The organism is Pseudomonas granadensis (assembly GCF_900105485.1).
Taxonomy (GTDB): Bacteria; Pseudomonadota; Gammaproteobacteria; order Pseudomonadales; family Pseudomonadaceae; genus Aquipseudomonas; species Aquipseudomonas granadensis.
Window position 1 is genome coordinate 363,965 of record NZ_LT629778.1, and the last position, 15,599, is coordinate 379,563.

8 protein-coding genes are annotated in these 15,599 nt (G+C 60.5%); 2 read left to right on the forward strand and 6 right to left on the reverse strand.

Annotated elements, in window-relative coordinates:
* Nucleotides 1-289 precede the first annotated feature (289 nt).
* Together BLU52_RS01540 and BLU52_RS26910 are read left to right on the forward strand one after the other, a co-directional pair.
* Complete coding sequence (locus BLU52_RS01540; protein WP_231988000.1) at nucleotides 290-7,012, forward strand: TcdA/TcdB pore-forming domain-containing protein; 6,723 nt, start codon at nucleotides 290-292, stop codon at nucleotides 7,010-7,012.
* Nucleotides 7,009-7,455: a hypothetical protein gene (locus BLU52_RS26910; RefSeq protein ID WP_231988001.1), complete on the forward strand. Its 447-nt coding sequence runs from the start codon at nucleotides 7,009-7,011 to the stop codon at nucleotides 7,453-7,455. The genes BLU52_RS01540 and BLU52_RS26910 overlap by 4 nt, the downstream gene beginning before the upstream one ends.
* An 82-nt stretch (nucleotides 7,456-7,537) precedes the next feature.
* On the opposite strand, the gene BLU52_RS01545 is transcribed toward BLU52_RS26910, so the two are convergent.
* The 6 genes from BLU52_RS01545 to dusB form a co-directional block, all read right to left on the reverse strand.
* Nucleotides 7,538-8,134: a MarC family protein gene (locus BLU52_RS01545; RefSeq protein ID WP_025111770.1), complete on the reverse strand. Its 597-nt coding sequence runs from the start codon at nucleotides 8,132-8,134 to the stop codon at nucleotides 7,538-7,540.
* A gap of 63 nt (nucleotides 8,135-8,197) precedes the next feature.
* Nucleotides 8,198-10,975: a hybrid sensor histidine kinase/response regulator gene (locus tag BLU52_RS01550; protein WP_090281030.1), complete on the reverse strand. Its 2,778-nt coding sequence runs from the start codon at nucleotides 10,973-10,975 to the stop codon at nucleotides 8,198-8,200.
* A gap of 97 nt (nucleotides 10,976-11,072) precedes the next feature.
* Entirely contained in the window at nucleotides 11,073-12,368 is a 1,296-nt protein-coding gene (gene purD / locus BLU52_RS01555) for a phosphoribosylamine--glycine ligase (protein ID WP_090281033.1), read from the reverse strand.
* A gap of 172 nt (nucleotides 12,369-12,540) precedes the next feature.
* A complete protein-coding gene (gene purH / locus BLU52_RS01560; RefSeq protein WP_090281036.1) occupies nucleotides 12,541-14,148 on the reverse strand; it encodes a bifunctional phosphoribosylaminoimidazolecarboxamide formyltransferase/IMP cyclohydrolase in 1,608 nt (535 codons plus the stop codon).
* Between the two features lie 83 nt (nucleotides 14,149-14,231).
* Nucleotides 14,232-14,552, reverse strand: coding sequence for a DNA-binding transcriptional regulator Fis (gene fis, locus BLU52_RS01565; RefSeq protein ID WP_002555375.1), 321 nt, complete (start codon nucleotides 14,550-14,552; stop codon nucleotides 14,232-14,234).
* Nucleotides 14,549-15,559 carry a tRNA dihydrouridine synthase DusB gene (gene dusB / locus BLU52_RS01570; protein ID WP_090281039.1) on the reverse strand — a complete coding sequence of 337 codons (1,011 nt, stop codon included), beginning with the start codon at nucleotides 15,557-15,559 and terminating at the stop codon, nucleotides 14,549-14,551. The genes fis and dusB overlap by 4 nt, the downstream gene beginning before the upstream one ends.
* Between the last annotated feature and the right edge of the window lie 40 nt (nucleotides 15,560-15,599).

Below are 15,599 nucleotides of genomic sequence, written 5' to 3' on the forward strand. Positions count from 1 at the left end.
GCATGCCGAGGCAAGTTGTAAGCAACTTGTCTCGGCGTGACATACGGTCAAGGTTCCGGTCTGAATCTTTCCCTTTGAAACCGGACGATGCTTGCGTCTAGAACGCCGCTTTGGCTCTTTGGCCAATGATTGGCGGGCAACTTATTTGTTGCCGGATGGTGCGCGTGAACAACGTGACTGTTATTCGATGTTTCTCCGGTAATCATTTGAGTTTTGTGTTTTTTGAAGTCACTGCAACAGCGGCATAACTTCGTCCAGGTTCACTTTAATGAATCAGGGATGAAGGCTTATGGGTGTCATGGAACAGTATGTCGGCGAAGCGGATCTTATTTCTGCCGAAGATTATTCAGCGCTGCAACGCGCCTTGAGGGAGTTTTCCGCTACTGGCGAATATGCCGAGTTGGCAGCGCTTTACGAGAGTGCCGGCAGGGCCTCGGATTTCACTGAAAAACTGCAAGTCGTAACGCTTTTCCTCGACAACTTCGAGCGCCTGGCCAAGCGCAAGACGGCGCCCATGCCGGTGGCCATTGATCGAATCGAGAATGGGCTGCGCGATTACGCGGCGCGCCTGGCGGCAACGGTGAGCATGTTCAGTGACGTACCCGTGCCAGTGCCAAAAACAATGCATTTTGTCTGGGTCGGCGGCAGCCAGGTCGGCGCTATCCAGCGTGATTACATGAATGTCTGGCGCCAGGTCCTGGCCACAGAGGGCTACCAGTTCAATCTCTGGTACGACAGCGATGCCTTGCTGGCTTTCGAAATGAATCGGGTCATCTCCGACAGCGCCCGCGTCGATGCGATGGAGTCGGGTGGTGACACCGTGAGCAAGCCCGGCGAGTTGGCGAAGATGATCGAAGACCGGGCGCGAGTATTGAAGCACGAGATGTTCACGTTTCTGCAACAACCGCAATGGCAAGGTAAAGCCGATCAGGCCCGTATTGAATTGATGGTGCGCGCCTACGGTAAAGACCGGGCAATACTGGAGAACTTTCGGCAGGAATGTTTGCACAGCCATCAGCAAATGGCCGGCAGCGACTTGCAGTTGCGCGATGTCAATCGTGAGTTTGCCGGACATTTTCTAGAGGATGTCTATCAACGTGAAGTGGCGATGCGCGGCAACTTCGCAGCGGCCAGTGATGTTGTGCGCTTGCAGGCTGAATATCTGGAGGGTGGTCGTTACAGTGACATGGATTACTTGCCACCGCTGGCCGACAAATTGGGTGGCGTGGATATCAGCGGTTACAGCGAAGAACAACGTATTGGCGTATTACAAGTGTTGCTCAATAACGATGAAACCTTGATGCCGGGTCGTGACCGGCATCGCTATCTCGACAGAGTAGAGACTATTTCTGCTGCAGATCGGGAGGCGTTGCAGACGTTTGCTCGCAACAAGCATCCTCCAGGGGAGATCTTCGTCGCCCCGCAGGAGCATTCGGTACCACGGGATGCGATGCGTCTGGGAACGGCTCATGGGGTATCCGTTGCGGGGGAAATGAACGCGCATATGCTCGCCCACGCAGGCAGTGGCATGACCATGGCCTACATGCAGATGATCCGTCTGAATTATGACTGCCTGCTGCAAGTGGAGCGTCGTGCGATCGCCGCCGGTATCGATATGAACGACGCGGGGCGTTTGATCGCGGTTATTCAGAACGTCGTGAATGAAGTGCTCGCGCAAAAGAAATTCCCGTCTTCAACGATCCATTTCGCCGCAGGCAGGCTCATCGAAGCCATCCATTCCTATTATCAGGACGGCATTCGGGTCGGTGCTCGAAGCACGATCACCCTTACCGGACCGGGGGCAGCGGCCGCCGGGCTGACCAAATACATCGAAGAACATTTGCTGCCCGAGCAGATCGACCGCATCCGCAATCATCTGAAACTGGTTGAGGGCTATAACGTTTTTACCGAGGAGGAAATGATCTCCGGCTGGACCGTCAATGACGATGAGGCGCAGTGGCTGGCCAAAGAGCAGGAAAAATGGCGCAGTGGCAAACTCAAGTCGCGTTATACCGGCCAACTGGCGGATCTGCTCAAACCGCAACAGACGCTGACGTTCAAGCAGGGCTGGCCGGTGGTGGGCGGTAAACCGGTATTGCTGACGTCGGTCCTGCAGCAATGGATGGATGACCTCGGCGAGCCCTTTGTCCGGGCCATGCGCGAAAAACTCAGCGGTGAGATCACCTTCACCGATGCTTTTGCCATCGGCTTCGACACGCGGCAGTTGATTGCTGCGCAACCGCAGGGCGAGCTGCCGGTTTCCCACGGCGCCGAAACGACCAGCAATCTCAACGAACTGTTCAGTCGGATTGCCCACGACGCGATGCCGCTGCAACAACTCAGTCCGCTGGTGCGGGTCATGCTCGGTGGAATTTTCGGAGCGGACAGTCTGGACGATGCGGGTTTTGCGGGCGTCTGGCAGACCGTGCGTGAGCTTGCCGTGGCAACCGATGGAGACGGCACTTTCGCGCGTTTTGACGCCATCGAAAAAGCCCTTCACCAGCGGCCGGAATTCGCGACGGCACTGACGCGGGGTGAGGCGCATGAAGTGCTGACTGCGCGTGAACTCAAGGTCCAGGCGCTCTTCGAAGCGCTGACGGTGCGGCAATGGAGCGAGCGTATTGGGCAGATCAAGCGCACCGCGCAGCGTGAATACCGCACCCGGATCATTCAGCGCAGTGCGCAGGTGCGGGAAATGTTCATCAGCGCCGGCGCGACCTCGGCCCGGCAATTGTCGCAGGACTTACTCATGCAGGGAGCGAGCGACCCAGGGCGCCGCTGCTATCCGCTGGCATTGTTGGTTGGCGCCGCCGTGGCTGCCGGCGAGTCGGCCGAGCGCACGCTGGTCGGGCATGTCGCGACGGCCAGCATCAGTCCTGAACACACCAGCTCACGGGCGTTGCTCAGTGCGCTGAACGAATTGCGGACGTTGCCGACGAGTGCCATCGGGGAGGCTCGCGGCTTGCAGAGTCTGGATACGCTGATGCAGACGCTGGAAGCAAAAAGTACACCTGCAGTCCTGTTGCTCGACACTGGCGATCACGCGTTGCTGTTGGCAAAGGTGCAAGTGGGCGACCGGTTCGTCTACCGCTTCTATGACCCCAACTTTGCCATCTATGCGTTCGCCGAAGGTGCCCAGGCGAAGCTCGGCGTGGAGCGTTATCTCAGCGCAGGCGATAGCGAACTGGCCAGGCTCTACGGTCTGGGTGACATGGCTGGTGCACAATTCAATGTGGTCGAGCTGAACACGGATGCCATCGTCACGCGCAAGCTGTCGGCGGGGTTGCCTTTGGACAGCTTTCTGCACTCGCCTTCGAGCGATTCGCGCCGTGCCTCGGTCTGGGCCAGACAAGCACTGGCGCGCCAGCGCTCGCTCAGCGAAAACGCGCGCATGGGCACAAGCCTGGCGCAAGTGGATGCACGGTACTGGGCGCAGGCATTCGGCGAGGCCACGCAGCAATTGCGCAGTGAACACTCGCTCGGGCGCGAATATCTGCCGTTGCTCGACACCCTCAAGCCGCAGGCGGACGGCGCTTTTTCGCTGACCCTGGTCGATGCGCAAAACCCCCGTCAGGCGCGAACGGTCAGTACAATCGACCCGCGATTCAACACGCTCAAAGAGCATCTGCAGCGGTTGGTCAAAGCGGCCAAGCCCGCGGCCCCCGCTGAGTCTGACGGCGGCAGTCGCTTGAGCTTTGCCTTTGCGATCCAGACCCTGGTCACCGAAATGCGCCAGCGCGATTACCAGGCTGGCGATCAGTTGCCAGCCCTGTCAATTGCCCTGCAAGTGCAGGTCTACGTCAGTTATGCCCAACTGGGTTTCGGCGTGGTCAGCGATACCGCTCAGGTGATCAACCTGGTGCGGCAGGTGGCAGCCAGTGAGCAAGCGCTGCTGTTGCGTCAGTCGTCACTGGTCGGCCGTGTGCTCGGGCCGGCAGCCACTGGTGTCGGCTTTGCGTTCTCGCTGGTCAACATCGGCTTCGACATCTACAACCTTTCGCTGGCGCAGAACCACGAGCAGCGCTCACGTTTTTCCACGTCGCTGGCGTTCAATGTGGCGGCACTGGGGCTGGACATTGCCGCGCTGGCAGTCGGTGGAACGGCCGGCGCGGCGGCAGCCATTCTGTCGGTGCCGTTGCTCGGTATCGGCATCGGTGCCACCGCGATTGCCAGCAATCTGGGGCAAATCGCCGACAAGGCTACGGCGGTCGGCAATCATTTGCGTGCCATCCACAACGCTTACCAGCCAGGCGCTTTTACCTTTGCCGACGGGACGCTGCAGTTCCCGCCCGAAGCCGTCATTACCCAGCTTGATCTGCAAGACCGGCAGGTTCGTTTTGACAGCCAGCGGTTTTATCCGTGGGGCGGCGGCCCGCTTGAGTTACCGCAGTACAACGATGATCCGAAGCAGATCCACCGATCGCTGAACATTCGCCAGGCCTTCGGTCTGGGCGAGAGCGCAACGCTGGATATCCGCGACGATGCTGCGCTGCATACCGTGGTGCTGCCCTGCACGCCGCTTTGCTATTACGGTTACGAATATCAACTGGGGGGCGCCGGCTATGTCTATGAGCCGTTGGTGGACGAGCGGGTTGAACCGCGCAGTTCCAGTGAACATGCCGAGCCGCACTGGTACGCAGCGTTTCATCCGGTCACCATCCTGGGCGATACGCTGGTGACGCAACTGGATGAGCGCATCCATACCCGTTATCCGCAATTGCGCAACAGCCTGGCGGACAAGCTTGAATATGACGAGCAAGGCAACCGGCGTTTCTATCTCCACAGCACGCCGTCGCTCAAACACATTCTCTACAAGCTGCACCCGGTCTATAAACCGACCTCGATCCGCGTGCAACTCAATGAGCAGGTTCGTCAGCTGGCGGTGCCGACGTTGCCGGTGGAGTGGCAGCAAAAACTGTCCTATGAAATCACCGCCACCCCCGGTCACTGTCAGTTGCGCCTGACTCCCGGTTTGCGCGAAGTGACACTCAACGGCTTTGGCAAATGGCTGGTGCATGCGCCCTGGGTCAATCTCGAGCAGGTCCGCTTTGCTGATGCAGTGATTGCGGATGACGACGGCCCACGGTTATATCTGGCGGGGCGTCAATTGACGATTGACGGCATCGTGCTGTCGGCTTTCGAGGGGCTGATCGAACTGGCCGGAGGTGAACTGTACGAGCTGGACTGGCAGCACAATGCATTGCGCCTGGTGTCCGTTACCCTTGGCGATACCCACCATTCCCGCGATGTCCTTGCACGACTGGGCAAACACGGTGACGAGGATCGTCTGGCCGCCGGCTATCTGAGGCTTGAGCGATTCAACGTGCCGTTCGCCCCGGCCAGCCAGCCGCTGAGGACCACGGCTTTTTACGATGGCCCGCGCAGACGCCTGTTATACGCGCGCAACCTGCCTGGCGCGGTCAACGATGGCTTGCTGCTGGGCGCCGCCACGGCAGATGAAGCGTGGTTTTATCATCCCGATCACGCCACCGTCTGGCGCGTCAATGTGCTCAGCGGGCTGGTCGTGCAGCGCTATCGTTTGCTGAGTCTGGAACCCGGCACGAAAATCAGCGCTTTCGCGCAACTCGCAGACGGCACTCTGCGCGTCTCGCAGCAGTTGGTCGAGCGGAAAAACCTCAACGTGCAAACCACGCTGGAATTTCATCTGGCTGACAAGGACGTGACACTGACCGCCATCACGCTAAGGTCGCGCGGGTTGGAAAATTCCCCCCTCAAACCTGAAGAAGGCAGCCGGATCGTGTTTTTCCGTCATCGCCAGAAACCGCCTCGCCCCTATGCCGACGAAACCCCCGGCATGGCTCCGGCCATCAGCACATGGCGCTACGCACCGTATATTCATGCACAGGCTTATTCCTTCGATCAACTGCTCGAGCGAGCCTGGATCGGCGCGGAAAACGGCCGCTACTTCCGCGCCGACCCGCTCAGTGACGCGGACAGAGTGTTGCTCATGCCGCGATCCGCTGATCCGGCCACGGCACGGCTGTTCTACAGCAAGCAGAGCCAGATGCTCAGTCATGGCATCGAACTGCGTGACAATGTTTTCATGCAGCAAGCGCTGGCGCGGGATGTGGTTGACATCAGACGTGTCGGTGACAGCTATCTCGCCACGTTGAGCGATGGACGACTGTTCGAGATCGACCTCGGTGCCCGTGAGGATAACTGGTTGTCCGAGATAGATAGGGACGTGCTGCAGTTCGTCGGCCTCAGCCAGCGCTGGCTGCAACAACATCCCGACTGGCTGGCCGCACTGCCGGCGCTGGCCAGGCAATACAACAGCGCAGCATTTGCGATCATCGGCTTGCGCGCCCAGGCAGGCCAGCCCTTTCTGGCGGCGTGGTGCGTGGACGAAAAGCTGGTACTGGCGCAAACGCCTGGCAACCGTGAGCTGACGTTACTGGGCCTGACGCCGGACCGGCAAGCCGTTTGGCTGCTGGATTCCGATGCCGGAGCAATCTGGCGGCAGACGCTGGTGTCATTCGAGGAAGCTCGTGCGGCGTTCGGCAACGGCAGCGTCGTGCAGCATCGCCAGGCCTTGCCACAGGCCGAACCGGTCTGGTCATCGTGGACATTCGGCGAAGTCCTGCCGCAGGGCGATGGCCTGCTCGGACGCACCCGCGAAGGCGTGACGCTGCAACTGCAGGATCAACAACCGGCGCGGATTGTCGGCACGGAAAATCGTTGGTCCTGGCGCCTCGGCGAAACGCCCGCACAATTGTGCGAGCGTTTGAAGCAACTGCTGCACGGGCAAGCCCATGCCGCTTTCCTGCCCGTCGAAAATACCGGCAATCGTTACCAATATTACGTGCCGACGCTGAATCGGCTGTTCGATGTGTCCGCCCGGGAGGATGGCCGGTGGGCGACGTTCCTCGGTACGCGCGATACCGATAATCCGCTGTTGCTCGACTCGATCGACGAGCTGGTTTTCAGTGCCGGAACTACCGACAGCGTCTGGTTGCCGGGAGCCATGCCCAGCGTGATGCGCAGGTCATGATGCTGCAAGTGAGCGATGACCTCACCGAAGTCCAGCCGCTGCTGGTTGACGGCGTGGACACGTTGATCCTGAGCTTTGGTTCGCACACGGAGGGCTATCGGGTTTCGGCCGAAAGCTGGCAGCGTCTGGATTGCATTGTCGTCGATGTGCGGCGTCCGTCCGCCAGCGAAGCGTCGGAGCCAGGCTTGCTCGCGCTCGACGTGGGGGAATGTGGGCATTGGTTAATGTCGCGGGTCGATGACGAGCTGCTGCTTGCCGATCCGGACAATGGTCGCAGTCTGATCGTGCGCCACGCCCAGGAGCAGAGCGCCTGCGAGTTGGCGCTCAGTGTCTCGGGTCGCCTGTATCTGGTCGCGCTGGAGCAATGGTTGCTGGCGTTCAAGGCCGCACAGGATAGCGACGCCACCGCTACGCTGGCGGCTGTGATTGAACAGTTGCCTTGACGGGTTGAGCCTGCACACAAAAACGCCGCGAACGTTGCCGTTCGCGGCGTTTTTCTTGTCCTGTGCGTACAGCCGCGGGCGCTCAAGGCACCAGATAACCTTTGACTCCGGTAAAAATGATCTGCGCCGCCAGCGCGCAAACAAACAGGCCCATCAAGCGGCTGACGATCTGCAAGCCCTGATCACCGAGAATTCGCTCGATGCGGTTCGATAGATAAAGCACCACGCCCACCGTGAAACTGGCCAGCGCAATACTCATGATTGCCGTGAGCTTGTCGTCCCAATGCGGTTGGCTGACACCCATGACCAGTAACGCACCGATGGTGCCGGGGCCGACCGTCAGCGGAATGGTCAGCGGCACGATGGTGACGTCCTGCTGAACGTTATCGGCCTGTACCGCCGGCTTGCCCTGCGCCATGCCCAGCGCGGAAATGAACAGCACGCTGCCGGCACCGATGCGGAACGCATCAACCGTGATGCCGAACACATCGAAGATCACCCGCCCGAACAGGTACAGCAAGACGCTCGACACCAGCGTCGCCACCGCGACCTTCCAGGCCAGGCGCCGTTGTTCCTTGCGCGAATAACCGCGGGTCAGGCTGATAAAGCAGGACAACACGAAGAAGGGGCTGTAAAGCACCAGCATCTTCAGGTAAACGCTGAACAACACATGGAGCATGGGTGCAGGCTCACTGGCGGGGGAATCGTAAGGAGTCTATCAGGCACCGCAAAGCCTGTCGGCTTACGAAGGTTGCGTCGAGGTGCGGTTCTGTTGGTCGCGCTGGGCCACCCAATGCTCGATCAACTCGCGCAACTGCGACAGCTCGACGGGTTTGGACATGTGCCCATCCATGCCGGCCTGACGCGCGCGTTCCTTGTGTTCAGCGAGAATATGCGCGGTCAGCGCGACGATCGGCGTGCGAATACGCTGGTTGCTGACTTCCCAGGCGCGCAATTGCTGAGTCGCCGAGAAGCCGTCGAGAATTGGCATTTCGCAATCCATCAGCACCAGGTCGTAACGCTGGGCCTTCATCGCTTGCAGCGCTTCTTCGCCGTTGGCGGCTGTGTCCGGCTGCAGGTTGAGCTTGCCGAGCATACCGCGAATCACTTTGGTCGAAATCGTGTTGTCTTCGGCCACGAGGATGCGGAAATCGCTGGGTACTTTCGCCGCCGTGGCCGCTGTGAGCACTTGCGGCTGAAACACAGTCTGGCCTTTGTTGCGCTGGTTCAGCTCGTCGGCCAGGGTGGTTTTCAGGGTGTAGCCTGCCACCGGTTTGGCGAGGATGCGTTTGATCCCCGAGTTGCGCGCAATGATCTTGCTCGGCGCATTGCTGATGCCGGTGAGCATGATCAGCAGGATGTCGTGATTGAGGCTTGGATCTTCCTTGATCTTGGCCGCGAGCTGCATGCCGGTCATGCCCGGCATGTTCTGATCGAGCAGCACCACATCGAAATAGTCACGCAGGTGCGCCTTGGTTCGCAGCAGGGCCAGCGCTTCCTTGCCCGACGGCACGGCGCTGACATTCAAGCCCCAGGCACTGCACTGCTGGACCAGCACTTTGCGGCAGGTGTCGTTGTCATCGACCACCAGCACCCGCGCGCCTTGCAGTGGGCTGTCGAGGTCCGAAGTCGGGTGTTCGAGGCGATCGGGATCCAGCGGCAGTGTCAGCCACAAGGTACTGCCCTGCGTGGCGCCGCTCTTGATGCCGAATTCGCCATTCATCAGGCGGATCAGTTGCCGCGCGATCACCAGCCCCAGATTGCCGCCCAGGCGGTTGGCCGACAGGAAGTGCTTGCTGTGCAGTTCGGCGTGCATCAGCGCGTCGCGTTCTTCCTGCTCCATCGGCTGGCCGCTGTCCTGCACGGCAATGCGTAAACGTGGCTTGTTGCTGCGCTCGTCGAGGGCGACGACGATCAGCACTTCGCCTTCATCGGTTTTCTTCAGGGCGTTTTCCAGCAGGCTCAGCAATGTCTGGCGCAGACGGGTCGGGTCACCGCTGATGACCCGCGGCACTTGCGGCTGAATGAAGCTGATCAGCTCGACGTTCTGCTGTTCGGCCTTGGCGCGGTAGATGCTCAGGCAGTCATCGATCAAGGCGTTGAGGTCGAATTGCACGTCGTCCAGTTCGATCTGTCCGGACTCGAGTTTGGAGATGTCGAGAATCTCGTTGATCAGCGTCAGCAGTTCATTGCCGGCGCTGTGAATGGTTTGCACATAGTCGCGCTGCTTGACCGACAACGGCGTGCCCAGCAACAGTTCGGTCATGCCCAGTACGCCGTTCATCGGCGTACGGATTTCGTGGCTGATCTTGGCGAGGAACTCGGCTTTGGCGTTGATCTCGGCGTTGCTCGCAGCCAGATCGCGACTGACGCTGAAACGGCTCTCGGTGATGCTGCGCTGACGCTCGCCCAGGGCGACGCTCATCAGCAAGCCGCTGATGCAGATGAACACCATCAGAATCATGATCAGGCCTTGCGGCGATACCAGTGTCAGCCCCAGCAGCGCCGGCAGAATGATCAGCGTGCCGATGTTGAACACCACCATCGCCGCAACAAACAGCCGCGCCGGGCGGTAGCCTTTCTGCCAGTGGTAGAAGCCGACGAACAACATGCTCAGGCCGGCCAGCGCCACCAGCGCATACGTGATGATGTTCAAAGGCAGGGTGTTGACGAACAACAGCAGCAGGCTGCACGTGACGATGAGCAGGATGTCGCCAAGCAGCAGTTTGTTCAGCGGGTGCGGCCCGAGCGGGGCGAAGTAACGGTAAGCGAACATCAAACCGGCCGGCGCGGTCAGCAGCAGCGCCAGGTACGCGCCAGGGGTCTGCACCGCATGCCAGTTCGGCAGCCACGGACCTGCCAGATTGAGCAGCAGCAACAGGCTCAGCCCCAGCAAGCCCTCGCAGACCGCCAGCCACAGGCTGCTGCGCGAACGCGAATAGGCGTAGCGCACCAGATTGTGCAACAACAGCATGGCCAGACAGCCGAACAGCATGCCGAACAGCAGCGTCTGATGGTGGTCGGCCGCACTCGTCACCGCCGATTGCAGCGTCACGTGCGGGCGCAATTGATGATCGGAAACCATGCGCAGGTAGACGTCGAGCGATTTTTCGCTCTGCGGCAGCGGCAGCATGAAGTCGCTGCTCGGCAGCGGTCGTTCGGCCTGAGGCTGGTCGGTGCCGGTGTTGCGTTGCTCGATCAGCCTGTCGCCATCGAGCACATACAGATTGAGCTGCGAAAGGTCCGGGGCAAAAATGCGCAGCACCTGTTCATGCTTTCCCGGCGCCAGCCTGAAACGCAGCCACAAGGCGCCATCGGGCGCGGCCGCAGTGAGGCGGTCGAGTTCGATGGGGCTGAATTGATTGGTGTAGCGGGCAGAGCGGATATCGCTCAGTTGCAGGTTGCCTTGATCGTCAAGCAATACCGACCAGCCACTGCCTTGACCGGCGAGGGCCGGAAGCATGCAGAGCAAGGTCAGCAGCGTGACGGTGAAGCTTATGGCAATCCTGAGCCAGCGCACGGCGAAATCCCTTCGTAGGTTGATGCCAGAATATAACGACGCGCGGCGGCAGAACAGCCCGGCGAGGAAGGACATTCCACGCCGGGCATGACTCAGCTTATTGCTGGGTTTCGCCACGTTCACGGGCAATGGCACGGTAGCCAATGTCCTTGCGATAGAAGCAGCCTTCCCAGTCGATGGCCGCAGCCAGCTTGTACGCCTGCTGCTGCGCTTCACCCACGGTTGCACCCATGGCCGTTGCGCACAGCACACGACCACCGGCGGTGACGACGGCGCCGTCTTGCAGGGCGGTACCGGCGTGGAATACTTTACCTTCCAGGCTTGCCGCTGCTTCCAGACCGTTGATCGGCGCACCCTTGGCGTAGTCACCCGGGTAGCCACCGGCGGCCAGCACGATACCGACGCTAGGACGTGGATCCCACTGCGCTTCAACCTTGTCCAGCGCTTGCGCCAGTGCGGCTTCGACCAGCAACACCAGGCTCGATTGCAGACGCAGCATCACTGGTTGGGTTTCCGGATCGCCGAAGCGGCAGTTGAACTCGATGACTTTCGGATGACCGGCCTTGTCGATCATCAGACCGGCATAGAGGAAGCCCGTGTAAACGTTGCCTTCGTCGGCCATGCCGCGCACGGTCGGCCAGATCACCTGGTCCATCACGCGCTGGTGCACGTCGGCGGTGACCACCGGGGCAGGGGAGTAAGCACCCATGCCGCCGGTGTTCGGGCCGCTGTCGCCGTCGCCGACGCGTTTGTGGTCCTGGCTGGTGGCCATCGGCAGGACATTCTTGCCGTCGACCATGACGATGAACGAGGCTTCTTCGCCGTCGAGGAACTCCTCAATGACCACCCGCGAACCGGCGTCGCCGAACGCGTTGCCGGCGAGCATGTCGCGCACGGCGTCTTCGGCTTCAGCCAGGGTCATGGCGACGATGACGCCTTTACCGGCCGCCAGGCCATCGGCCTTGATCACGATCGGCGCGCCTTGTTCACGCAGATAAGCCAGCGCTGGCTCTATCTCGGTGAAGTTCTGGTAGTCGGCGGTCGGGATCTTGTGGCGCGCGAGGAAATCCTTGGTGAAGGCTTTCGAGCCTTCGAGCTGCGCAGCACCGGCGGTCGGACCGAAGCAATCCAGGCCGCGGGAGCGGAACAGATCGACAACACCGGCGACCAGCGGCACTTCCGGGCCGACGATGGTCAGGGAAACGTTTTTCTCGGCAAAATCGGCCAGTTGCTCAAGCGCCAGCACGTCGATGGCGACGTTCTCGCACTTGGCTTCGATTGCCGTACCGGCATTGCCCGGCGCGACGAAAACCTTCTGCACGCGCGGATCCTGAGCCACTTTCCAGGCCAGAGCGTGTTCACGGCCACCGCTGCCAATGATCAAAACGTTCAAAGAAAGACTCCTTCGGAGAAAGCTGCAAGCTATAAGCTGCAAGCAAGAGCGAATGTGTGGCTCTTAACGACAGCTTACGGCTCTGAATTAATAAGGCTGCATCTGCAAGAAAGAGCGACACATGCCTGCTCTTTCTTGCAGCTTGCAGCTTGAGACTTGTAGCTGCCGTATTTCAGTGACGGAAGTGGCGCATACCCGTAAAGACCATCGCGATACCGGCCTCGTCGGCTGCTGCAATCACTTCCGCATCACGCATCGAACCACCCGGCTGGATCACCGCGGTGATGCCAACCTTGGCCGCATTGTCCAGACCGTCGCGGAACGGGAAGAACGCGTCCGAGGCCATCACCGAACCGGCGACCTGCAAACCAGCGTGCTCAGCCTTGATTGCGGCGATACGTGCCGAATTTACGCGGCTCATCTGGCCGGCGCCGACACCGATGGTCTGACGGTTCTTCGCGTAGACGATGGCGTTGGACTTGACGTACTTGGCGACTTTCCAGGCGAAGATCAGGTCGTGAATTTCCTGCTCGGTCGGGGCGCGCTTGGTCACAACCTTCAGGTCATCGGCGCTGATCATGCCGATATCGCGGCTCTGCACCAGCAGGCCACCGTTGACGCGCTTGTAGTCCCACGCGGCGGCGCGGTCTGCCGACCACTCGCCGCAGGCCAGCAGGCGCACGTTGGCTTTGGCAGCGACGATGGCGCGGGCTTCTGCGCTCACGCTCGGAGCGATGATCACTTCAACGAACTGACGCTCGACGATCGCCTTGGCGGTCTCGGCATCCAGTTCACGGTTGAAGGCGATGATGCCGCCGAATGCAGATTCGGTGTCAGTCGCGTAAGCCAGTTCGTAGGCCTGACGGATGCCGCCTTCGCCGTCCGGGCTCACGGCAACGCCACACGGGTTGGCGTGCTTGACGATCACGCAGGCCGGCTTGACGAAGCTCTTCACGCATTCCAGCGCAGCGTCGGTGTCGGCCACGTTGTTGTACGACAGCTCTTTGCCCTGCAGTTGGGTCGCGGTGGCGATGCCGACTTCGGCAGGCCTGGCTTCAACGTAAAACGCCGCGCTCTGGTGCGGGTTCTCGCCGTAGCGCATTTCCTGGGCCTTGATGAACTGGCTGTTGAAGGTGCGCGGGAATTCGCTGCGGCCTTCAGTGCTGAGGGTTTCAGCCGCCTGATTCACCGTGCCCATGTAGTTGGCGATCATGCCGTCGTAGGCGGCGGTGTGTTCGAAAGCCTTGAGCATCAGGTCGAAACGCTGCGCGTAGGTCAGGCCGCCGGCCTTCAGGCTTTCCAGCACGCTGGTGTAATCGCTGGCATTCACCACGATCGCCACGTCTTTGTGGTTTTTCGCCGCCGAACGGACCATGGTCGGGCCGCCGATGTCGATGTTCTCGATGGCGGTCGGCAGGTCGCAGCCTGGCTTGTTGATGGTGGCTTCGAACGGGTACAGGTTGACCGCGACCAGATCGATCGGCTGGATGCCGTGTTCGCTCATGATCGCGTCGTCAATACCGCGACGACCGAGAATGCCGCCGTGGATTTTCGGGTGCAGGGTTTTCACCCGACCGTCCATCATCTCGGCGAAACCGGTGTAATCCGCGACTTCCACTGCGGCAACGCCGTTGTCACGCAGCAGCTTGAACGTTCCGCCGGTGGAGAGGATCTCGACGCCGAGAGCTTCCAGCTCTTTGGCGAATTCGAGGATCCCGGTCTTGTCGGAAACGCTGATCAAGGCGCGGCGGATCGGCAGGCGGGTAGTCTGGTCGGTCATCTCAATTTCCATCAAAAGCAAAGGAAGTCAGCAAAAAAGGCGACCGTTTTTTACGCGGGCGCCTTTCTGGTTTGATTGAATGCTTACAGCAGATCGTACTGCTTGAGTTTCTTGCGCAGCGTGCCGCGGTTAAGTCCCAGCAGCTCACTGGCCTTGGTCTGGTTGCCCTTGACGTAGTTCATCACGCTTTCGAGCAGGGGAGCCTCGACTTCGGAGAGCACCAGGTTGTACACATCCGTGACGGACGCGCCCTCAAGGTGGGCGAAATAATTGTGCAGCGCCTTCTCGACACTCCCGCGAAGGGTCTGGCCTTCTTCGCTCGGCGTGTTGAGGTGCTGTTTCAAATTCACGTTGTCGCTCACGGGTGTTGTTCCACTCACTAAAGTCTCGGTCATCATCGTCATGCGGCCACCCCTTCTTCGTCCCCTGTCAGGCTCTTGTAACGCTCGGCGAAGAACTCCCGAACGTTGGCGCATTGTGTTTCCGTACCATCCAAACGATTGAAACGGGCGCGAAACTCCCTGGCGCCCGGCAAGGTTGCGAGATACCAGCCCACATGCTTGCGCGCAATACGCACGCCCATCACGTCCCCATAGAAGGCGTGAAGGGCGGCCAGATGCTCCAGCAGAATGCGTTCCACCTCGATCAGCTTCGGTGCCGGCAATTTCTCGCCGGTACGCAGGAAGTGCTCGATCTCGCGAAAAATCCATGGCCGCCCTTGAGCGGCACGACCCACCAACAGGCCATCGGCACCGGTCGCATCAAGCACGTAACGGGCCTTCTCTGGCGAATCGATATCGCCGTTGGCGAAGACCGGAATCGACACCGCCTTCTTGATCGCGGCAATCGTGTCGTACTCGGCTTCCCCGGTGTACAGATCGGCGCGCGTGCGGCCATGCACGGCCAGCGCAGTGATCCCGGCCTGTTCGGCGATTTTCGCCACGGTCAGGCCGTTCTTGTTCTCGCGATCCCAGCCGGTGCGGATCTTCAGAGTGACCGGTACATCCACCGCAGCCACCACGGCCTGCAGGATCTCGGTCACCAGTGCTTCGTCCTTCAGCAACGCGGAGCCGGCGGCCTTGTTGCAGACCTTCTTCGCCGGGCAACCCATGTTGATGTCGATAATCTGAGCGCCCAGCTCGACGTTGGCCCGGGCCGCCTCCGCCAGCATCTGCGCATCACCACCGGCGATCTGCACCGAGCGTGGCTCGGGATCACCTTCGTGGATCATGCGCATGCGCGACTTGCGGGTGTTCCACAGGCTCATGTCGCTGGTAACCATTTCCGAGACTACAAGCCCTGCGCCCAGACGCTTGCACAGCTGACGAAAGGGCTGATCGGTGACGCCCGCCATCGGGGCAAGAATCAAGCCGTTCTGCAATGTGTATGGGCCGATGCGTACCGCCGACATAGGACTTCCCTGAGGTGGGGCCGGATCATGAGAGTTCGAA

What these genes read in the sequence shown, in the direction of transcription:
- BLU52_RS01540 (WP_231988000.1), top strand. Translation starts at nt 290, where the DNA reads ATGGGTGTCATGGAACAGTATGTCGGCGAAGCGGATCTTATTTCTGCC.
- BLU52_RS26910 (WP_231988001.1), top strand. Translation starts at nt 7,009, where the DNA reads ATGATGCTGCAAGTGAGCGATGACCTCACCGAAGTCCAGCCGCTGCTG.
- BLU52_RS01545 (WP_025111770.1), bottom strand. Translation starts at nt 8,134, where the DNA reads ATGCTCCATGTGTTGTTCAGCGTTTACCTGAAGATGCTGGTGCTTTAC.
- purH (WP_090281036.1), bottom strand. Translation starts at nt 14,148, where the DNA reads ATGACCGACCAGACTACCCGCCTGCCGATCCGCCGCGCCTTGATCAGC.
- fis (WP_002555375.1), bottom strand. Translation starts at nt 14,552, where the DNA reads ATGACGATGATGACCGAGACTTTAGTGAGTGGAACAACACCCGTGAGC.
- dusB (WP_090281039.1), bottom strand. Translation starts at nt 15,559, where the DNA reads ATGTCGGCGGTACGCATCGGCCCATACACATTGCAGAACGGCTTGATT.